Source organism: Sediminibacterium ginsengisoli (assembly GCF_900167075.1).
In the GTDB taxonomy this organism is placed as follows: Bacteria; Bacteroidota; Bacteroidia; order Chitinophagales; family Chitinophagaceae; genus Sediminibacterium; species Sediminibacterium ginsengisoli.
In genome coordinates, this window is sequence record NZ_FUWH01000008.1 from 17,811 (window position 1) to 39,420 (window position 21,610).

Annotated in this window: 14 protein-coding genes; 7 read left to right on the top strand and 7 right to left on the bottom strand. The window is 42.9% G+C overall.

Annotated features, from left to right (window positions below; genetic code table 11):
- Positions 1–38 precede the first annotated feature (38 nt).
- From B5D42_RS13030 to B5D42_RS13040, 3 genes are all read right to left on the bottom strand, one after another.
- Positions 39–494: a GyrI-like domain-containing protein gene (locus B5D42_RS13030; RefSeq protein WP_078831962.1), complete on the bottom strand. Its 456-nt coding sequence runs from the start codon at positions 492–494 to the stop codon at positions 39–41.
- Positions 495–577: 83 nt separating this feature from the next.
- Positions 578–1,456 carry a class I SAM-dependent methyltransferase gene (locus B5D42_RS13035; RefSeq protein WP_078831963.1) on the bottom strand — a complete coding sequence of 293 codons (879 nt, stop codon included), beginning with the start codon at positions 1,454–1,456 and terminating at the stop codon, positions 578–580.
- Between the two features lie 62 nt (positions 1,457–1,518).
- Positions 1,519–2,445 carry a hypothetical protein gene (locus B5D42_RS13040; RefSeq protein ID WP_078831964.1) on the bottom strand — a complete coding sequence of 309 codons (927 nt, stop codon included), beginning with the start codon at positions 2,443–2,445 and terminating at the stop codon, positions 1,519–1,521.
- 177 nt (positions 2,446–2,622) lie between these two features.
- Between B5D42_RS13040 and B5D42_RS13045 the strand changes: the two genes are divergently transcribed.
- From B5D42_RS13045 to B5D42_RS18230, 3 genes are all read left to right on the top strand, one after another.
- A complete protein-coding gene (locus B5D42_RS13045) occupies positions 2,623–3,120 on the top strand; it encodes a DinB family protein (RefSeq protein ID WP_078831965.1) in 498 nt (165 codons plus the stop codon).
- A 99-nt stretch (positions 3,121–3,219) separates the two neighbouring features.
- Entirely contained in the window at positions 3,220–6,732 is a 3,513-nt protein-coding gene (locus tag B5D42_RS13050; protein WP_217698825.1) for a RecQ family ATP-dependent DNA helicase, read from the top strand.
- Entirely contained in the window at positions 6,686–8,014 is a 1,329-nt protein-coding gene (locus B5D42_RS18230) for a 3'-5' exonuclease (protein ID WP_217698826.1), read from the top strand. Before B5D42_RS13050 ends, B5D42_RS18230 begins: the two co-directional genes overlap by 47 nt.
- Positions 8,015–8,083: 69 nt before the next feature.
- On the opposite strand, the gene B5D42_RS13055 is transcribed toward B5D42_RS18230, so the two are convergent.
- The 3 genes from B5D42_RS13055 to B5D42_RS13065 form a co-directional block, all read right to left on the bottom strand.
- On the bottom strand, positions 8,084–9,154 hold the full coding sequence (locus B5D42_RS13055) for a hypothetical protein (protein ID WP_078831966.1): 1,071 nt from the start codon (positions 9,152–9,154) through the stop codon (positions 8,084–8,086).
- Between the two features lie 163 nt (positions 9,155–9,317).
- Positions 9,318–9,953 (bottom strand): DUF2306 domain-containing protein, encoded by a 636-nt coding sequence (locus tag B5D42_RS13060; protein WP_078831967.1) that lies wholly within the window; start codon positions 9,951–9,953, stop codon positions 9,318–9,320.
- On the bottom strand, positions 9,950–11,839 hold the full coding sequence (locus B5D42_RS13065; RefSeq protein WP_078831968.1) for a YARHG domain-containing protein: 1,890 nt from the start codon (positions 11,837–11,839) through the stop codon (positions 9,950–9,952). The genes B5D42_RS13060 and B5D42_RS13065 overlap by 4 nt, the downstream gene beginning before the upstream one ends.
- Positions 11,840–12,096: 257 nt before the next feature.
- Between B5D42_RS13065 and B5D42_RS13070 the strand changes: the two genes are divergently transcribed.
- Together B5D42_RS13070 and B5D42_RS13075 are read left to right on the top strand one after the other, a co-directional pair.
- The gene (locus tag B5D42_RS13070) at positions 12,097–12,891 is read left to right on the top strand and encodes a hypothetical protein (RefSeq protein WP_078831969.1); all 795 of its coding nucleotides are present in this window, start codon (positions 12,097–12,099) and stop codon (positions 12,889–12,891) included.
- A 4-nt stretch (positions 12,892–12,895) separates the two neighbouring features.
- Positions 12,896–13,678 carry a hypothetical protein gene (locus B5D42_RS13075; protein ID WP_139367155.1) on the top strand — a complete coding sequence of 261 codons (783 nt, stop codon included), beginning with the start codon at positions 12,896–12,898 and terminating at the stop codon, positions 13,676–13,678.
- A 120-nt stretch (positions 13,679–13,798) separates the two neighbouring features.
- Here the strand turns inward: B5D42_RS13075 and B5D42_RS13080 are convergent, their stop codons facing one another.
- Entirely contained in the window at positions 13,799–16,246 is a 2,448-nt protein-coding gene (locus B5D42_RS13080; protein ID WP_078831971.1) for a bifunctional YncE family protein/alkaline phosphatase family protein, read from the bottom strand.
- A 205-nt stretch (positions 16,247–16,451) separates the two neighbouring features.
- On the opposite strand from B5D42_RS13080, the gene B5D42_RS13085 reads away from it, so the two are divergent.
- Positions 16,452–17,984, top strand: coding sequence for a serine hydrolase (locus B5D42_RS13085; protein ID WP_176113011.1), 1,533 nt, complete (start codon positions 16,452–16,454; stop codon positions 17,982–17,984).
- Positions 17,985–19,751: 1,767 nt separating this feature from the next.
- Positions 19,752–21,509 carry a serine hydrolase domain-containing protein gene (locus tag B5D42_RS13090; RefSeq protein WP_139367156.1) on the top strand — a complete coding sequence of 586 codons (1,758 nt, stop codon included), beginning with the start codon at positions 19,752–19,754 and terminating at the stop codon, positions 21,507–21,509.
- Positions 21,510–21,610 lie beyond the last annotated feature (101 nt).

A 21,610-nucleotide genomic window follows, 5' to 3' on the forward strand; every position in this document is an offset into this window, starting at 1 on the left:
CAAAGTATCACTTGCTATTTTCCGGACTGCATTTTTCGTCAGGAAAGATAAATATCAACAGTAGCATCACTCCAGTCCCTGCTGCGCTCATCGTACACTTCAAAATCATAGCGGTAACCCCGTTCGAGATCAGATTTCCATATTTTTTTCCATTCTCCTGCCACACAATCAGGCATTGTCCCCCGGGCTACGATATGCCTGTATTCACCTGCCGGAATGAAAAGATGATCCATATCGCCAGGAACTGACGCTGCCTCTTTCACCAGGCAACCGATAAAATAGGAATAGGGCTGGGTATGATCACCCTCATACTCGAAGTATACGGCATAAATATCATCGTTTACCTTTTCGTGAATGCGTTCTGCATAATTACCTTTTTCAAAGGCCTGCCAGTGATTCCCGCAATCGATGCCTGAACGCCCGTTGGCATTGGTTGTTTTATCTTTCAGTTTGAGTCCGGCCAGGTGAAACCCTGCGAATGTGGCAGATGGCATTGTTGATGATTGAAGTAATGATTAAATATTAAATTAACGAAGCATTCAGATACAAACGATCCTGGCGGAAATGCGCTGATGTATTATTTCATGGCCACCAGCAAGCTACGCCCATAGAAATGCTCCGGATATTTTTCGTGAAAATCACCCAGTGGCATGGTCTGTTCTTCTACATTCCGGAAGCCTGCATCACGGACTGCCCTTAACAGTTCTTCCTTTGTGAACCAGAAAGACCGGTGATTGGAATAAGCTGTTTGGATTTTGCCTTCTACTTTTTCGCGGCTGATATCTTTATCCCATTCTCTGTACCAGCGACCTGCATAGCCTTCATTCCTTGTCAGCCATCCTAACTTGGTGCCTTTGATATGGGATGCGTATGAAGGCGTGCTGCTCCTCTCATCTGCTGTTATACCGATCTCCTGGTAAATTTCGCTGATATTCTTTTTTTTCCTGCCGGGGCGCAGTTTTTTCCTCAGCCTGGTTATTTCGGACCTAACATCATAAGCCAGGTCGAACCCCGGAGCGTAAAAAGAATACAGGACAAGCGTATGACGGGTCTGCCTGTACAACATTTTCAGGAATTCGGCGGGCTGATCAAGATGATACAGAATACCTGTACATAATACGAGATCGAATGTGCCGTAACGTTCAAGATTACGGACATCGTCCAATACAAAATTCAGATTATTGAGGCCTGTAGTAAATTTTACAAAATTGGCATTGATGAGATTTTCTTTCCTTGCATCGATCCCTAATGTATCAAAACCCATCCGGGCCAGTTCTACCGAGAAGCCACCTTCGAGACAGGCAAGATCTACCGCTTTCAGATTTTCTGCCTGCGGCAGTTGCTTTTTTATCGTGGTTCTGATAGCCTGCATAAAAACGGTATCTGCAAGGAGCATGTTGTCGCCACGGGTTTTGCGACCATCTGCCAGTAAGATATTGTGTGCTCTGAATTGCATGCGGGGTTCTAAGTTACATCATCAGCGGGCAATATTATCCAACATCTTTTTCGAGACAGTACTCAGGAATGGTGGGTATCGGTTTTATTTTCACTGGTGATGTTCAGGATAACCGTTGCCAGTTCAAATGGATCGCAGATTTCCGGCCGGGTAATTTCATAAATATTGCAGCTTTCTATTAAGGCTGCGATGGTTTTCATAAGTATCATGCGTGCTTCGATCGTGAATACCAGCATCGGTCTGTATAGCTGATTGCGGATTGCAGCAAAAGCATCTTTCCCGGTTAATGCGGTAACCGTAACAGGCCCTTCGGTTTTCCTTTTCAGCAAAACAATGTTCTTTACCTGTTTGCCGGTGCGGTCGAACGCATCATGAAAAAATATGCCGTATTTATCCATTCCGGGTTTGATGGGGAAAGAACGGTCGGAGAAACGATCCTGCTGAAGTTTCTCCAGTGAGTCGCTCCATAACTTAACCATCGGGTAAGAAGCAAATGCGAGGAGGTCTTCTGCATCCGGCATCTTCTTCATTACGATAATATCATCGCTGAAGATCTTATGCCCCAGGCCAGAAAGTGTGGCCAGTGTGACTGACTTACCGGCTCCGGAATCACCGGCTATAAGTGTAAGCCCTTCTCTTCCTTCGATTGCGGAAGCATGTAAAGGGATCTGGCCTCTTTGGGTAATGATTGCTGCAAATGCGGTGGAAAGCAGGTATAAACGGAGCGGGCGGAGTGCAGTAACATTGGTTACGTCTACCTGCTCAAGCGGTTCAGCCACGATTGTTTTACCGGAAGCAACATAATACTTCGCAACATCCCGGATACTGAAAGAGAATTCATCGGCTGAGATATTCCATCCTTTCCCGGCAATAGCTACTTCACCCAGCTGCACAATAACGTCAGCATCTCCGTTAAAGTTAAAAGGAAGCAGTTCGGGAAATGCTATATCTGAATGTATCCGGAGGCCAAATGCCCAATAATTATACATAAGGTTGCTCACCCAATACGATCGGGCTGGGTCAAAAATATGCATTTTACAGGCCGTATCACTGCCTTCCATGCAATTTCTTCATCAGGTTCAATGCGCCGCGTGTTTTCGGCTTCTTATATGCGGAAAAACGGCTGTCTTTAACATGTTCCGTATATTTATATCAAATCACACACTATGGTACTCCAATACCTTCTCCAGGAATTTGAACATGAAGTGAACAATACACGCAGGCTATTGCAGGCTGTGCCGGAAAAAGACCTGGCGTATAAACCAGCCGAAACATCCTGGACCATGGGTCAGCTGGCGCAGCATATTGCCACGATCTATTACTGGTATACCGGAACTTTTACACATGATGTATACGACATGGCTGCAGACCACCTGGAACGCGGTGATGTAAATGATATCAAAGCAACGCTCGCGTTGTTTGAAAGTAATGTTGAGAAGGCAAGAGCGGCATTAAAATCGACCACAGAAGACCGGCTTCAGGATAACTGGACCATGAAAGTTGGGGAAAAGACAGTCCTGGGTCCGCTTCCGAGAGGAATTGTGGCAAGGGGATTCTTATTCAACCATATTTACCATCACCGCGGTGAGATGATCGTTTACCTGAGAGCAACGGGGAACAAAGTGCCGGGTTTGTACGGGCCTACTTATGAGGAGAGTAAGTGAGCATTGCAAGCCCAAAGTAAATATTAGTGTCCTGATTAATGTATTTTAAAAAATCAGTATATTAGCTGGTACCAATCAACCGAAACCTGCCAGCGGAACATGAAGCCAATCGCTTTTTTGGATACTGAAATTGAACCCTGGAGTCAAAAAATTCTTGATCTTGGCTGCATTAAACAGGATAATAGCATACTTCACTCTAATTCTGTACCTCAATTCATTCAATTTATAAAAGATGCGACCTTTATCTGCGGCCATAATTTCATTCGCCATGATCTGATTTATCTGCAGGAGCCGTTAAAAACTATCGGATTAAACACATCGCATGTTATTGATACTTTGTTCCTGTCGCCATTGCTTTTTCCAAAGAAGCCATATCATAAACTGATAAAAGATGATAAATGGGAGCCGGAACAATCCAATAATCCTTTGAATGATGCAATCAAAGCGCGCGATCTTTTTTTTGAAGAAGTGAACGCTTTTAAAGCCAAAGACCCAGAACTACAGCAAATATTCTATTGCTTATTAAAACAACAGGCAGGATTCCAGGCTTTTTTTTCTTTTATTGGCTATCACCCGGGTGATGTGACTGTAAATCTGTTGATCCTTAAAAGATTTGAATCTCAAATTTGTGCACAGGCGGAATTGGATGTGATAATTGAACAATTTCCTGTGGAACTTTCTTATTCCCTGGCACTGATCGATTGTCAGGATCGCCACTCGATAACGCCGCCTTGGGTTATCAAAAATTATCCTGATGTGGAAAGGATCATGCGGCTTTTAAGAAATAAGCCATGCATCACGGGATGCGCTTATTGTGATAAGGCGCTGGATATTCATCGTGCTCTTAAAGATTTCTTCAGATTTGACGCATACCGTAAATATGCCGATGAGCCTTTACAGGAAAAAGCAGTTCAGGCAGCTGTTGACAACAAGTCTTTACTGGCAGTTTTTCCAACAGGCGGCGGCAAGTCTATTACTTTCCAGGTACCGGCGCTGATGAGCGGAAGGAATATCAAAGGGTTAACCGTTGTGATTTCGCCCTTGCAATCACTAATGAAAGACCAGGTGGATAATCTGGAAAAGGCGGAAATTACGGAAGCAGTTACAATTAATGGATTGCTGGATCCTATTGAACGGGCCCAATCTTTCGCCCGCGTAGAAGAAGGCACGGCTTCGATTTTATACATCTCTCCCGAATCTCTCCGTTCCCGTACTATTGAACGGTTATTATTAGGCAGGAAGATCGTACGCTTTGTTATCGACGAAGCACACTGTTTCTCAAGCTGGGGACAAGATTTCAGGGTTGATTATCTCTATATCGGAGATTTTATCCGGCAGTTACAGAAAACAAAAAATCTTGCAGAACCCATACCGGTTTCCTGTTTTACGGCTACTGCCAAGCAAAATGTGATTGAGGATATACAAGCTTATTTTAAACGAAAGCTATCGCTAGATCTCGAAATATTCCGAACCACAGCGTCGCGTACAAATTTACGGTACAAGGTAATGGAAAAAGGAACGGAGGATGATAAATATATTGTAACCAGAAATCTTATCGAAGAGAAAAAATGCCCTTCTATCATTTATGTTTCCCGCACAGGTACAGCAAATAAACTGGCTGCACGCCTGGAGGCAGACGGCTTTAATGCAAGAGCATTTCACGGGAAAATGGATGCACAACAAAAGACCATCAATCAAAACGATTTTATATCTGGCGAAGTACAGGTAATGGTTGCAACTTCTGCTTTTGGCATGGGTGTGGACAAGAAAGACATTGGTATGGTTATCCACTACGAGATTTCAGATTCGCTGGAGAACTATATTCAGGAAGCTGGCAGAGCAGGAAGAGATGAACATATTACGGCCGAATGTTTTGTCCTTTTTAACGAAGAAGATTTAACCAAACATTTTATCCTGCTGAACCAAACCAGATTGAGTATTAAGGAGATCCAGCAGGTTTGGAAAGCGATAAAAGATCTGACCAGAATACGGGCTTGCGTTTCACATTCGGCACTTGAAATTGCAAGAAAAGCTGGCTGGGACGATCACATCTCTGAAATAGAAACAAGGGTAACCACTGCTGTTGCGGCGCTTGAAGATGCAGGGTATGTGAAACGGGGGCAGAATATGCCACGTGTATTCGCTAACAGTATATTGACCCCTAATGCCCAAACTGCTATAAATAAAATAACCGCCTCTGGTAATTTTGACGAAAAAGAGCGCGGGTATGCCGAGCGTATCATCAAAAAACTCTTTTCAACCAAAAGCAGAAAACATACCACAGGAGAAGATGCAGAATCCCGTGTTGACTATCTGGCTGATGTTCTCGGAATTTCCAAAGAAGAGGTAATTCACATAATAAGCCTGTTACGGGAGGAAAAGATCCTTGGAGACACAAAAGATTTATCTGCCTATATAAAGCGAGGTGAAAATAAAAACCGCTCATTCAGTATATCAGAAGTATTTAACAAAGCTGAGGCGTTTCTGCTAACACAATTTGAAGAAGAAGAAAAGCTCTTTCACCTGAAGGATCTTAATGAACAGGCGGAACTATACGGCTGTAAGCAAATGAATCCCAATAAACTCAAAACTTTATTGAATATATGGGCAATTAAAGGATGGATCAGGCGGAATGCTTCTCCGCATTCACGAAATCATTTTATCGCTGTTTGTGCCCACTCAAAAGAGTTATTAGAAAGAAAACTTCAAATAAGACATGAACTGGCTAAATTCATCACCACATATTTGTATAACAGGGCTGCTCAGGTAAATAGTTCTGAGGAAGATATTCTGGTTGAATTCTCCGTACATGAATTGAAAGAAGCATTTGTAAAGTCTTTGACCTTGTTCCAAATGCAGATTACGCTGCATGATATTGAAGATACCTTATTTTATTTATCCCGCATTGACGCAATTAAAATTGAAGGCGGCTTCCTGGTTACTTATAACAAACTAATGATTGACCGCCTGGAGTATGACAACAAGATTAAATACAAAGTATCGGATTACGACAAACTGAATACTTATTATGAGCAGAAAGTACAGCAAATTCATATAGTGGGCGAATATGCAAAAAAAATGCTCTCTGACTATAAAGGAGCTTTGAAGTTTGTTGATGATTATTTTCAACTCAGGTATGATGATTTCCTTGCTCAGTACTTTCCCGGACGGCAACATGAAATTAAGCGGCATCTGACACCGGCCAAATTCAAACAACTCTTCGGAACATTATCTCCTGCACAGCTTGACATTGTAAAAGACAGTACATCCAGGTATATTGTGGTCGCAGCTGGCCCTGGCAGCGGAAAAACCCGTTTATTAGTTCACAAGCTCGCCTCTTTACTTTATCTGGAAGATGTAAAACATGAACAATTACTCATGGTTACATTCTCCCGTGCGGCTGCCACAGAATTTAAAAAACGGTTAATAGATCTTATTGCAGGATCTGCACATTTCGTAGAGATTAAAACTTTTCATTCATATTGTTTCGACTTGCTAGGGCGGGTTGGGAACCTGGAGCAGTCAAGCAACGTGTTGTCCGCTGCTGTCGACAAAATCAGAAACGGTGAAGTGGAAGAAAATAAAATCACAAAAAACAGTATTGGTGATTGATGAGGCACAGGATATGAATGCGGATGAATATGCGTTGATCAATACGCTGATTGAACACAATGAGGATATGCGGGTAATTGCCGTAGGTGATGATGACCAGAATATTTATACATTCCGAGGTGCAGACTCAGCTTATCTGGAAGATTTTATTAAAAAAAGAGAAGCAAAGAAATATGAATTAATTGAGAATTATCGCAGCAAAAAAAACCTGGTAGATTTTGCAAATCATTTTGTATCCGGCATCGGGCATCGTTTAAAGGAATTACCTATTCAGGCTAATAAAAAGCCAAATGGAATTATCGATCTCGTTCTATATCAAAGTAAAAATCTTGTTACACCGATCGTAAAAGCAATTACAGCTTCTGCAACACATGGTTCTGTTTGCGTTTTAACCAGGTTTAATGAGGAAGCCAGCCAGATTACAGGACTGCTGCTTAACCAGGGTTTAAGCGCAAAACTAATTCAGCACCAGGATGGATTCAACCTTTACAACCTGGCTGAAATTCGGTTTTTCATAAATGCGCTAAAGCTGGAACCAGACACTTTCCTCATCAGTGAAGACACCTGGAAGGATGCAGAAAGAAGCCTTATTCAGACATATAAACACAGTCCGAAGTTAGAGTTATGCCAATCAATCATACGGGATTTTGAAGCTGCGAATCCGAAAAAAAAATACAAATCTGATCTGGAAATTTTTATCAGAGAGTCAAAAATTGAAGATTTCGCTCATGAAGCAGGCGGAAGTATTCTTGTATCAACCATTCATAAAGCAAAAGGAAAAGAGTTTGACCACGTGTATCTCCTGTTGGACGGAATGAATATCAGTACAGACGAAGATAAACGTCAGCTTTATGTGGGTATCACCCGGGCAAAAGAGCGACTTTCGATACACACGAATGGTTCTTATTTTAATGATATCCGGGTAGCTAATCTTAACCGTACAATTGACCAGACAATTTATAAGCAGCCTGACCTGCTTGTTATGCAAACAACGCTTAAAAGTGTAATATTAAGCTACTTCAGCAGAACACAACACATAGTAAAAGGATTAATGAGCGGAATGTCATTGCTCATCACTGCAGAAGGTTGCAATGATCGCAACGAAAATGCAGTGCTCCGTTTTTCACAACAATGCCGCAATGAAATTGAACAATTTCGTCAGAAAGGATATCAGCTTAAACAGGCAAAAGTAAATTTTATTGTTTACTGGAAGGATGATACTACAGGCACAGAGTACCAGACAGTGTTACCAGAATTATATTTTGAGCGTAACCACCGATAAAGAAACCGAAACCGTCTTCGGAAAAAGGTATGCTTCTTAAAGAGCAGATCACCCGCGATAACAGCAGATTTAATTTAACATATACGGCTCTTTATGTTGTGTAACAGACATAGGTCGTTTCACAATCCTTGTTTCATAAACATCACTTTGTACAATAGCAACCACCTCAATCATCACTTCAATACCATATGTCAGATCATTATTTCTCATGCCAATAAAATAACGGCCGACTTTACAACAATCTTTAATTTTTACTACACCAGACATGAGATTTTCTCTTGTAGCTTCTGCATATTCCCTAAAGGGCTTTTTTTCAAGAAATGCCTGATTCGTTTCTTGCGATATAAGATATACATCACAATAATTAGCCCCCGGCGGTTCGGTAAGCATACTGATTCCCAAAGGTAATGCTCCTGTCAGACTTATTATCTTTGATAAGTCGGCCATCAATTTCATCTTCTGTTTTGTTTTATCTACATCAGCCTTATTCCTGGTAGCTGCAAAAGTATAATACCATTCTACTGTGTTTTCCGGAAGTATTATTGGGAAACTGATCCGGGTTTTACCTGTAAGATTGGTAACACTGTTTATATAATGATTGATTGGTGTTTGCAGACTTATTGTTTCGTAGGTGGTTTTTACTTTAACGGCCTCTTCTCTTTTATTAAAGACTGTATCGCTTATAATTTTCCAATTCACATTATAATTGAAATTCCCAGGCGCGTTAATACCTGGAATACGTCTGATCATCACATTACATTGTCTATCAAATACGTGATTGGTAGCAAATTCAAATTTATAAATACCGGTTTTAGGCACTTTGATTCTTATATCAGTCAATGTCTGAAAAGCATTATTTGAATATGCAACTGAACCTGATTCATATTCCGTTACACTCATTCGTTGTGTACCTTTACCATTTTTCGTGGTAAAATCTATTGCGATCTCATCACCTGCTGCAAATGCGTAATGCATTTTAGGATAGTCTGGAAAAGACTTATTATTGTTGTTATTCTGCCATACGCCAACAGCGATCGATCCGGGAATATTAATCTCTTGATTAGTCACAATAATAGAAGTTTGGGCTGTTACCAGCTTATCAAAGCTGATCAAACACAGAAGCAGGCAAAAAGTTCTCATGTGATATATTCTCATAGCAATCGATATTCCGATGCAAGATTTCACAAAAAACTGACCCGATATTACGGGAATCCGTAAACCTGCTGCATAAGAAAAAGATCTTACACAGATTCACAAACATATCGGGTAACCTGATGGGCGTATCATTTTACCAAAGAGAGTATCAGGCAGGGATTTCAGTTGACCGTTCCTTTTTCCTGTTGATCCACTCCACCAGCAACAGGTTAGGAACCCAGCTTAGAAAAGCGATAATGATATAGTTATTCTCAAAGTGTACGCCATTGCCGAATACAGTGAGCAGCCAGATATATAAACGCAGCGTTACCGCCGCAAAAGCCAGTGCATAACTCCGGCGCATCATTTTAACATGATCGGCCACGTTGCCTTTTACAATACAGATCCAGCCATAAAGTGTAAAGATGATCCATAGTGTATTCTGTGCAAGAAAAGATGACATTACCCAGGGACCGCGGTTAATAAATATGGTCATTATATAAGCTCCGGGAGCTGCGAAAAACAAAATACCGGATACATAGATCTTACCCAGCAACCTGTGTAAAGCGATACGATTCCGTACTTTCTCAGAGAACTGAAAGAAGCCGGTGATCAGGATAATGCTGCTGCCGATTATATGACAGTAAAAAGCCGGCAGGTACCAGCCGGTTGCCACGGCCTGCTGCTTGATCTCCAAAAAATCACTGTGATGCTTAAAATCATAATACTGCAGGAATGTACCCACGCTTAACACCAATGACCAGAAAAAGCCCACATACCATAATATCCTGGTTACCGGGTTCATTTCTTCGTTTTGCTGCTGCCGAGCTTCTGGTTAATAAAATCGATATTGTATTTATCGATGGCCGTAAGCGAATCCTCCGTGTTTTGGGAATAGTGTTTATTGTTGTAGTCGCCGCCTTTCTGATAATATGCGCTTCCTCCCTCCATGATAGCTGCCCAGCGTTTGTTCGTGAATTTGTACGCATAGTCGGCATAGATATCATTTTTGATCCACTCCAGTAATTCAGTATTCAGCGTACTCAGTTTATTTTTTTCGCTTTTCTCTCTTTTCGTTGTATACATTTCATAACAGCCGCTGAGGTAAGACTCGTCCATTTTAACGTATTTGGTAAATGCGAACCGCCGGTTGGTTTCCAGTGGAACGAGTTTATTGTTCCTGATGGTGAAATAGTAATAACTGGTGCCACCGTAAACATATTTCGTGCTATCATACAGGTCAACTTCCAGCCGGCCCACCGAACGTACTTCATACAGGGAATCCGTCAGGGCCCTGAATTTGATCGGAACCTGGCAAAGTTGTGCCGATGGATCCTCATCATATTCGGAATACACATCAACCGCAAGGAACCTGTTGTTTTTCTTGTCTACGATCACGAGGTTCTTTTTATCGTAAAATTCACTCCGCCCGCCAAGAAAATAATCACGGATAGAATAAAATGTCGTTTTGAGCCAGTCATTGCCCGAAGAAGTTTCTGCAGCATCGTCGGTTTTTACAATATAGTTTGTACTCACACCCTCCCAGGCCACATTCCGCCTTAAGGGGTTCTCGAAAGTCTTTACCGGTGATACAAAATTGAGATCTGCCAGGTAAGAAGACGGTATATACAGACTGCCATGTTCATAACGTGAATTGAATTCCGTAATATGATCTGCAGTAGGCTGTGTTAATGTGAACGACTTATCCTGTTTCAGCTTTTCGAGTATATCGCCGATCTTCAGGTCTGCTTTATCAGAAATAGTATAATCGTTCTTCAGCCAGTAAAAGTCGTTGCCGGTGTTTAATACTGCAATACCTTCCGTTGCAGTAACAGGGAAAATATGCTCGTATTCAACCGGAACAATTATTTTACCATTCAGATCATAAAACCCTTTTTTATTCCCTTTCTCCACTTCAACCAGGTTTTCAAAAGTAGCGCCGATCGTATGGACAAGTGAATATTCAGCGGGGATCCGCAATTTCAGGTCCGGGCCAACAAGTCCCATTTTATATAAGCCTGCCGAATCTCCCTGCACTTCACTGATATCCCATTTACCATTGGCAACATAATACCAGGTCTCATTTTTGATGTGCGAGAGCCATATTATGCTATCGTATTGTTTTTTCAGATCATCCGCTACTTTAAATGCTGCAAGCGTTACAGGACTGTAAATGTCTGCGTCGGTCAGTCCTCTTGTTCTGATCAGGTTTTCATAAGCAATGAAATCTCCAAGGAACTGGCGTGCGTCAACCTGTATGATTTTATATTGGTGCGCAGTTACCTTCCGGATTTTGAATATTAACCTGGATTGTTTTTTCTCCATATCGCCCTGGCTGAATGAAGCAGGTATCCCTGCGGTGATCATTTTATCCGTACCAAACCGGATATCCGATTCTTCAACAGCCAGGCTGATCGCAGCCAGCGGTTTATCGTCACTGTTAAACGCCTGCTTTCCTGCAAGCAAGCCAAGCAGGCGTTTAACTGACTTCATATTCTGCGAATGATCAAAACTGTTCACCAGGGAATCAGGCTGATCCTGTTTAAGCTGACGGTCGAATGCTGTCAGGAAAGCAATAATTTCTTTCTTTTCAGATAATTCATCAGTACCTGAACCTTTAATGAAGAAGAATATACCTGCCGATAACAGGACGCCCGCCAGCGAAATAATAATGACAGCTTTGGTTTTCATGGTGCCAAAATAAACATTTAACTGAAAAGCTTACAGTAAACGAGGCATCAAGTAAAATCAACGGCTATATAACATGCCCGGCGGTACCTGGAAATCGTCTTTACCAACCGGTTTGATATAAAGCGGTGATAGATTGTCATTGTTTTGAGATAGAGGTGTTCTATATGCACGCATAAAAGCCCTTTTGCAACGGTACCATATAAAATTGCATGATTTTTTTATTATTTTGTCTACGGAACTTACCATTACAGCATGCAATGAAATACTGTTTTATCCTTATCCTGCTGTCATTCCAATATGTGAATGGCCATGCACAGGCCCGGTATTACGACCAGAGTAATTGCCCGGCGGATATCAGCTACTGGTACGATAACTGCTATTATTTCAAGATGCCTGAGAAGATGTTTAATGACGGATGGTACAGCTATGTTTTATTCTATGAAAAAGCAGATGGAACCTGGGCTGAAGCTTATCCGACCGAGGGCGGTGCCATGAACCCTGCAGTGCATACATCGATCTGCAATATCGACCTCCGCAATCTCAGGTATTTCTTTTATTACAACAAAGGCCTTAACAATACAACCGGCTTTCCGACACTGGCCGAGATCCAGGCAAAATACGGGCGAAGGAATAACATAGTATGGTTGTTTTGCGTGGCCGAAGACAAAAGCACGGGAACCGTATTCGTATCACAATGTTTCAGGGCCGCAGAAAATCCAACACTGGGGAACATGAATGCGCGGATCCTGACAGCATTCAGAAAGCATATAAAAGACATCCTCAAAGACAATCCGGGATTAAAAATACCGTACGATGAAAGCCGGATCAATTTCTGGGTAGAATGTAAAATACGCAGCTATAGTAAGGCACCCGGCAATGGAATTCATACGGGTATGAATTACGCGCAGATCCGTGATTTTACTGCCAGCTGCGCTACTGCCGAAAGTACATTGAACGAATCCAGGCTGAATTTCATAAAATTCAAAAATGATTACGGCAATGTGGATGTGGTATATGATATAGATTTCGATTATAATAAGGTAAAAAACTAGGATTATGACGCCGCGCTGTATTATTGCAATGGCCCTGATTCTTTTTACCCAATCCGTTATTGCGCAAAATTCTACCCGCATCCGGAAAGCTTCGCTTCTTTACCCTGAAATCAACAAGGGCAATACGGTGAATGACGCCAACCGCAGCCAGGCGCTTCTTTATTCAAAGAATATACCTGCAGAACTAGGGAAAGAATTAAAACAGGCCCTCGCCAACAACAAAGGTTTAACAAACGTCATCATCGGTTCCGGCAATACCTATTGCTATACCTACGGCCGCAATGGTTACAGTGCTAACGATATCCCGGAAGACTTACTGAAAGAAATAGAGGAATCCAATCATAAGAATCTTAAACTGAGTATTGTAACCACCTATGGTACCAACGGCTGGGTGGTTATCAGCGATAATAATGGTTATGCATACCGTAATATTCCTCCGGGTGCGGCCAGGGCAATTGAAAAATGTAATGCCAATAAATTAACCATTGATGTTGTTGCCATTGCCCCCGATGGAGGCTGGGTGATCATTAACCAGGACTACGGGTATGATTACGATGCGATAGACCAGGAACTTGCGGATAAGATCGAAGCATGCAATAAACAAAAGAAACCCATTAACCATATTGTATTCACGCCGGGCGGAGGCTGGGTAATCATTTATGACAGCAACGGGTATCTTTACAAAGACATCCCGGCAGAAGCCGCTGACGCTATCAGAAAAATAAATAAATCCGGTGAAAAAATAAATGTTGTAGCCTTCAGTAAGGCAGGATTTGTGATCAATTAGGGCTGTTGCAGGAACCTGTCAGAAATGCTTATAAAAAAGCGGGCTGAAAGCCCTGCTGTTACTTTCATCCCGCTTTAAAATCCAATATTTTTCAATTACGGGTTACCCGCCACTCACATTTTAATTGTCGTCCTTATCTTTTTTCGCACTCACTTTCAGAAATGCCGCACGTGTGGGCGTGGGGGCACTTTCGCCTTTCAGGCCCTGCCAGAGAATTTCGTTGAAGATCAGATCCGGCACCGCATCTTCCTTAGACCAGTCGAACTTGCTGCTCAATACTGCGAGCTTGCCGGTTTCAGGGTTTCGTTCGTTGAGATCAACATTAGCGGGCAAATAAGTGAACGCAGTATAATCAGGCTTATTAGTAAACAATCTCCACATCGGTGTTGCTGCCGCATCGAACTGGGTCATGGGTTTCATGCCCAGGATCAATTCAATGGTCCTGAGTACACCGGAAGTAGAATACATTGTATGGTCAACCTGTTTTCTTTTCACAAAAGGACTGATCACATAAGCGGTGCTGCGGTGCGCATCGATATGATCCGGACCATTCTGGGCATCATCTTCGAGAATAAAGACCGCGCATTCTTTCCAGATCGGGCTTTTGCTGATATAATCTATGAACATACCTACAGCCAGATCATTATCGGCCACATGTGCATACGGTGTTTTTTTGCCGGCACGCATTCCTTCCGTATGATCGTTCCCGAAACGGAGTGTTGTCAGCTGCGGTACTTTCCCCTGCTTAAGCAGTTCATCAAAATCTGTCTTCCATTGCCTGAAACGCGTGGTATCGGCAATGCCCAGGTCATAGCCGGAATAGTTCTTCGCTACATGCCCTTCCAGTGATTTCACTTTCGCCTTACCATTATCTGCAAACTCACCGTAAGATCTGTACGTTACGTTATGACGTTTTGCGTTATCCCAGATAAAACCATCTTTATTATTGGCGATCTCTCTTTCGCCCTCACCGCCATAAGATCCGCCCCGGCCACCATAGCTGGATGGCCAGGTTTTTTCGAGATAATCGGTAGCATAAGCGCCCATGCTCCAGTTATGGCCATCTGCACTCACTTCCGCATCCACATAAAAATTATCCAGCAGCACAAAATCCTTTACGATCTTATGCTGGTTAGGAGTGATCTTTTCGCCGAACAGGCAAAGCTTCGGATCACCGTTTCCCTGCCCAATATCTCCCAGCACCTGGTCGTAAGTGCGGTTTTCCTTGATCACATAAAACACATATTTGATCGGGGACGGATCGCCCACTTTCATCGGAACCGGGTTTCCGGCCTCCCCTTCCGCATTCAGTTCCTTGTCTTTTGAATAGGGCGTATTCCGGTAAACCGCCTGCGAATAGACCGACAGTACATCAGCTGCCGGCTGATCGATAAAACTCAGCGTTCCTTTAAAAAGACCTGCGATGTACTGGATCTCCTTAGGCTTATTCTCATCGCCCAGGTGATGATCCACTTTCTCTTTTTTATCTGTAGGATTCGGTCCGTAAGGATTTGCCCGGGATGAAAGTCCTTTACCGTTTGTTACCAGTATCTTTTTGTTGACGAGTTTCACATTGGTCGGATACCAGCCTACGGGAATAAAACCTTTGGAAAATGATTTACCAGGATTGCTCACATCAAAAACAGCGAGGCAGTTGTTATCGGCGTTGGCGATATACAATGTTTTCCCGTCTTCAGAAAGTGCAACACCATTACTGGTAGAACCGCTCGGGGCATTGGGGTATAAAGCAGCATTCAGTGTTTCCACTACTTTTTCTTCCGCGGTGCTGATAATGGAAACTGAGTTATCATCGGCATTGGCAACATATAACCATTTGCCATTTTTGCTGTAAGTGATTTCGTTGGGATGGCTGCCCACAGGAATTTCCTTAACTATTTTCTGTGCAGCTGTATTCCATACCAGCAGTTTCTTTGCACCCCATACGCTGATATATAATTGTTTGAGATCGGGAGATAACTTACAGGTATAACCTTCCGCCCCAAGAGCCGTTTTCGATCTTACAGTTTTATTTTCGAGGTCTATCACATACAGTTGCTTGTCTTCCCTGGTAACAACATATAATTCCTTACGAACTTTATCATCCACATCCAATCCGGCGATACCTATTTTATTCGGCCAGGCTTTTCCCAATACAATAGAATCTTTGAGCGATAATTTTCCTTTGGCTACGCTGTATATTTTGATCATGTTATCATGCCCACCGGAGACATACAGCAGGTCATCTTTTGAGGAAAAAGCGAGTCCGTACCAGGATTTTGCGATAACGATGCTGTCGGTCTTCTTTTGCCGGGCGACATCGATCAGTTCGATCGTCTGCGTGCTTTGTCCGTTATTCGTAACAGCAGCCATTTTTTTATCGTGACTGATCACGAGGTTCAGCGGAAGATCGCCGAGCTGCAATTGGGAACCGGCGGGCGTGAGTGTCCAGCCGTTGGGCAGACCGGTTTTGCGGCTTTCCAGTTCCTGCACCATTTTATGCTGTGCAAAGATCAGGGCCGGCAATGTCAGCAAGCATAGGGCAAGTAATACAATTTTCATTTTTTTCATGGCACATAATTAAAAAACTCCGGGATATGACTACAGAATTGAAAGAAAGTTAATCATAAAATCATATTTCTTTTACTGTAGACCCTGCCATGATCTATTTCTATGGCCAGCTTTTTTACGGGCGGGTAGTTGGAAGACAATAGATCTTATTTTAACATACCTTCTATCAGATCAGTAATTATATTCGGAAAAAATATACATGAATATGTCCGTTTTAAAATGTCTGCCCGGATTGGTATTCTTTTTCAATAGTGCCACTATCCTTAAGGCACAGGAACACCCAAAACTCGACGCATTCTTTAAAAAAATGGCCGAAACCCGGCAGTTCAGCGGCAATGTGCTTGTGGCAGAGAACGGAAAAGTCGTCTTCCGGGGTTCATACGGTTATGCGGATTTTGTAACACACCAGCCTAACCGGGCAGACATCAGTTTCCCCATCGCATCCATTTCCAAAACCATAACGGCTACTGCCGTGTTGCAGCTTGCGGAGAAGGGCAAGCTGACCGTAAACGATCCTGTAAGCAGGCACCTTTCAGGTTTTCCTTATGCTGTTACCATCAGGCAATTATTGTCGCATACATCTGGCCTGCCCCCATACAATGCTTTTTTCAAATCGGCCCTCGCCAAGGATCCGAAGCGGATCTTTACGAATACCGATTTCCTGCCAGCTGTCATGCAGGAAAAGCCTGCACTGATTTATGAGCCGGGCAGCAGCGGGAATTACGACAATGTGAATTATCTCGTACTTGCGCTGATCATTGAAAAACTATCCGGCAAATCTTATCCGGCCTATATCCAGGAGCATATTCTTAAGCCTGCAGGTATGACTCATACGCGTTTTATGCCGCTGAGCGACCAGTTCAATACAGATACGCTGCGCCATTATGCATTTCCGCATCTGTACCGTGGCTTATTCGATGAAGCGCCGGTACGTTCCAATACCATACCCTATGTGAGAGACTATTGGCGCACATTTGCAGTGGTAGGGTTTGGTGAATACATCAGTACCGTTGACGATCTGCTGCGTTACGACCAGGCGTTGTATGAAAACAGGTTGTTGAAGCCGCAAACATTGAAACAGAGTTTTGATGTGGTAAGGCTGAATGACGGTAAACCCCAGCCCCAGTTATTCGGCCTGGGCTGGGAGATCGAAGCAGACAGTTCGCATGGGAAAGCAGTGTACCATAGCGGAGCGGCTACCGGTTTAAGTTCAGTACTTATCCGCAACATCGACAAACACCAGACGGTGATCCTCTTCGACAATTGTCATTTTAATGCACACGAAACCGGAGACCTTGCCATGAAAATACTGAACGGTGAATCGATTCCATTGCCGAAATACAGTATTGCCCGGGAATACGGGATCGCCCTGCAAAAGAACGGCGCCGATGCAGCCAGAACTTTGCTGAAAGAATTGATGCGGGATACGGTACGCTATCAGCTATCGGAAAGCGAAATGAACCAGCTCGGTTATGATTTTCTCGGCACTTCAAATCCCTATCACATGCCTGAAAGGCAATTGTATGCGCAGGCACTGGAAACCTTTCAATTAAATACAGAATTTTTCCCGGCGAGCTGGAATGCCTACGATAGTTATGGAGAAGCGTTGCTGAAAGCCGGTCAGGCGGATAAAGCCGCGGAAATGTACAAACGTTCGATTGAGCTGAATCCGGATAATAAAGGCGGGAAAAAAGCGCTGGAAGAGATCCTGGAAAAGAAAAAAAATGGTAACCGTTGATGTGACGCACAGGATGCATTAGTTTTATACGCAGGCAGGTCATTATCGCTGCCTGCTTTATCCATTAAATCAGCGCCATGAGCAATAAAAAAGGACTTTCACTTCCATTCTTAATTATAGCGATCGTTATAGGATCGGCCATTTACAGGGAATTTAATTTTGAAACATACCGGTTCGAAAAGCCAGCACTCGCGGTTGTGTATATACTGACTTTTGTGATGTGTGTTTATTTTATGGTGAGGGGAAGGAAATAATGCGCGCAACGTGCTGCCTGGTTGGTCGCTGATCTCACTCATTATATCCTGAAATTTTAGCAAGTGCCTGCCCGCTACGCTTCAATAAAATTATCGCCGGCACTGATGTCTCCCGGAGGGGACACAGCGCAGCACGTACCTGCTATTTCTAGAGCTTGTTAATAAATTCCAACTTTCAGGCGGGTGCCGGCATTCTCGTCGCCACTGATGTCTCCCGGAGGGAACTCAGCGCAGCATGTACCTGCTATTTCTAAAGCTTGTTAATAAATTCCAACTTTCAGGCGGGTGCCGGCATTCTCGTCGCCGCTGACGTCTCCCGGAGGGGACTCAGCGCAGCACGTACTTGCTATTTCTAAGCTTGTTAATAAATTCCAACTTTCAGGCGGGTGCCGGCATTCTCGTCGCAGCTGACGTCTCCCGGAGGGGACTCAGCGCAGCACGTACCTGCTATTTCTAAACTTGTTAATAAATTCCAACATTCAGGCGGGTGCCGGCATTTGTCGCTCAGGCCGCTGGGCCTCGTCTTTGCGCCAACGCTGCTTTGGCCTCTATCAAAATGTGCTGCGCATCATTTTGATTACCCGCGCTACGCTCGGTACCGAAGCCAAAGAGGCGTCTCTGCAAAGACTGGTAGATATATTCTTCAGAACACAAATATAAAAAGATCGATTTCGGTAATGATTGCCTGCGCTGCATAGATAGTTATTGAATATTTCGGCCAGGTTCAATAGCAATATACCCACTTCGTCGCCGCTGACGTCTCCCGGAGGGGACTCAGCGCAGCACGTACCTGCTATTTCTAAGCTTGTTAATAAATCCCAACTTTCAGGCGGGTGCCGGCATTTGTCGCTCAGGCCGCTGGGCCTCGTCTTTGCGCCAACGCTTCTTTGGCCTCTATCAAAATGTGCTGCGCATCATTTTGATTACCTGCGCTACGCTCGGTACCGAAGCCAAAGAGGCGTCTCTGCAAAGACTGGTAGATATATTCTTCAGAACACAAATATAAAAAGATCGATTTCGGTAATGATTGCCTGCGCTGCATAGATAGTTATTGAATATTTCGGCCAGGTTCAATAGCAATATACCCACTTCGTCGCCGCTGACGTCTCCCGGAGGGGACTCAGCGCAGCACGTACCTGCTATTTCTAAGCTTGTTAATAAATCCCAACTTTCAGGCGGGTGCCGGCATTTGTCGCTCAGGCCTCTGGGCCTCGTCTTTGCGTCAACGCTGCTTTGGCCTCTATCAAAATGTGCTGCGCATCATTTTGATTACCTGCGCTACGTTCGGTACCGTAGCCAAAGAGGCGTCTCTGCAAAGACTGGTAGATGTATTCTTCAGAACACAACTACAAGAAGATCGATTTCGGTAATGATTGTCCGCTGCATAAACCGTTATTGAATATTTCGGTCTGGTTTGATCATTATGTAAAATGGCATCTGTACAACCATGCCTTAACTTTTATTGAGAATAAAAGTTTGTACATTGTAATGCTAAAACCAATAATCAGTAATTGTGAAAAATACTTTCTTTTTTGTTCTTTCTATTCTCTGTCACACAGCAATGGCGCAGCAAAAGAATAATGCTTCTATTCTTACTAAGCAGGATCAGGCAATATTAATAGACTCTTCTGAAAAATATTTTGCTGACAGAATGGAGCAAGATAAAATTGTGGGACTATCTGCAGCACTGATTATAGGAAACAAGGTTATCTGGCAAAAGGGTTTTGGCTTTGCAGATCGCGAAAAGAAAATTCCAATGACGGTTAATACAGTAGTGAATATTGGTTCTATTACAAAAACCTTTACAGCACTCAGTATTATGCAGCTTCAGGAGCAAGGGCTTATTGATTTGAGCCAGCCCCTGAACAGGTATTTAAAGCAGTTTCACCCGAAGCTGCAAAAAGGCTTTAACCGGGATCAGGTTACGGTGAAATCAGTATTAACACATACTTCCGGCATACAATCTGACATTTGGAAAAACTCAGATCTTGAATCCGGGAAATATACGGATGTGGTTGATTTTATTAATGATACCTATCTGCTTTATCCGCCCGGAATGATTGGTCTTTATTCAAATGCAGGGTATAATCTACTCGGCCATACAATCAAAGAAATAAGCAAAGAAGATTATCCTTCGTATATACACAAACACATTTTTTCGAAATTAGGTATGAGCCGTAGCGGGTTTGCCCAGGACAAATTATCCAATCGAAGTAAACTATATGCTTATGGTGAGGTAGTAAAAGAATACGAACTAAGGGATGTTGCATCCGGAGGGATTTATACCGACATGGAAGATTTTACAAAGTATGCCATTGGCCTGCTGGATGCATACCAGGGAAAAAATAATGGTCTCATTGAAGAAAAAACAATTAAAAAAATGTTTTCGCTTCAAAATGCTGACATCCCCCTGGAAACAAACAAAAAAGGTTTAGGCTGGTTCATGTTCAGGAATGATTCTGTTACTGCCATGTACCACGCCGGCAGTGCAGGTTTTGCCCAGGCCAAATTATTGTTGTTCCCTGAAAAAAAAGCCGCAGTGATCGTAATGACCAATACTGCCGAAGGCGGCAGTGCAGCTGAAGAATTTTGTTTTGATCTGTTGCCCCGGTTTGGACTTAGCATACCAGATCTCTTCCCTGCCCCGATTGCTGACCGGATCCATGATTCCAATCCGGCAATCAATCCTGCAAAAGAATCCCTTAAAGCGCATGAAGGTAATTATGCTGTATCAGGATCTTATGTTTCGGTTTCTTCCAATGGTGAGAATTTAAAGATGAGGAATGGCGATAAACTCTATATTCTGAAACCGGCAGGCCGGAATGAATATATACCCTATATCGTTAAAGAAGGCGATACGGTTGCAGAAAACAATAACAATCGTTATTTCTTCAGGAATATCAAAGGCTATCATTTTCTCATTAAAAGAATAAAACAAAGGGAATACAATCTGGGCTATAAATTAAAACCTGTAACTGACGAATTATGGCTGGACAGGCTCGGCCTGTATAAACAGTCTGGCTACCAAATGCTCATAGGCGACAGTAAATTCAAAAGTTTAGAACTTTACTTTTCCAAAGATCACGTGCTCATGTGCCGGTTAAAAACAATGGGCAGCACCAATGAAATTCCATTGGATGTAATTGATGATCATACGGCAATGTCCAGCGGGGTTAATTCAGGCTTTGGAGGTTTTACTGTTACTTTTAAAAAAGAAGGGCAAAACAGGATTGCTGATTTTGCGGGGATTAGCTTTTTAAAGTCGGAGTAGGGCTGATAGACATCTAAGTTTAGCAACATAACCTTTTTAAACAATATCATATAAAAAAAATCCTAAACTGTCAGATCAACTACCAACTATTAAATATAATG

Bases quoted from the DNA above. Each gene is read 5' to 3' on its own strand.
- B5D42_RS13030 (WP_078831962.1), bottom strand. From the start codon at position 494: ATGCCATCTGCCACATTCGCAGGGTTTCACCTGGCCGGACTCAAACTG.
- B5D42_RS13035 (WP_078831963.1), bottom strand. From the start codon at position 1,456: ATGCAATTCAGAGCACACAATATCTTACTGGCAGATGGTCGCAAAACC.
- B5D42_RS13040 (WP_078831964.1), bottom strand. From the start codon at position 2,445: ATGTATAATTATTGGGCATTTGGCCTCCGGATACATTCAGATATAGCA.
- B5D42_RS13045 (WP_078831965.1), top strand. From the start codon at position 2,623: ATGGTACTCCAATACCTTCTCCAGGAATTTGAACATGAAGTGAACAAT.
- B5D42_RS13050 (WP_217698825.1), top strand. From the start codon at position 3,220: ATGAAGCCAATCGCTTTTTTGGATACTGAAATTGAACCCTGGAGTCAA.
- B5D42_RS13055 (WP_078831966.1), bottom strand. From the start codon at position 9,154: ATGAGAACTTTTTGCCTGCTTCTGTGTTTGATCAGCTTTGATAAGCTG.
- B5D42_RS13060 (WP_078831967.1), bottom strand. From the start codon at position 9,953: ATGAACCCGGTAACCAGGATATTATGGTATGTGGGCTTTTTCTGGTCA.
- B5D42_RS13065 (WP_078831968.1), bottom strand. From the start codon at position 11,839: ATGAAAACCAAAGCTGTCATTATTATTTCGCTGGCGGGCGTCCTGTTA.
- B5D42_RS13070 (WP_078831969.1), top strand. From the start codon at position 12,097: ATGAAATACTGTTTTATCCTTATCCTGCTGTCATTCCAATATGTGAAT.
- B5D42_RS13075 (WP_139367155.1), top strand. From the start codon at position 12,896: ATGACGCCGCGCTGTATTATTGCAATGGCCCTGATTCTTTTTACCCAA.
- B5D42_RS13080 (WP_078831971.1), bottom strand. From the start codon at position 16,246: ATGAAAAAAATGAAAATTGTATTACTTGCCCTATGCTTGCTGACATTG.
- B5D42_RS13085 (WP_176113011.1), top strand. From the start codon at position 16,452: ATGTCCGTTTTAAAATGTCTGCCCGGATTGGTATTCTTTTTCAATAGT.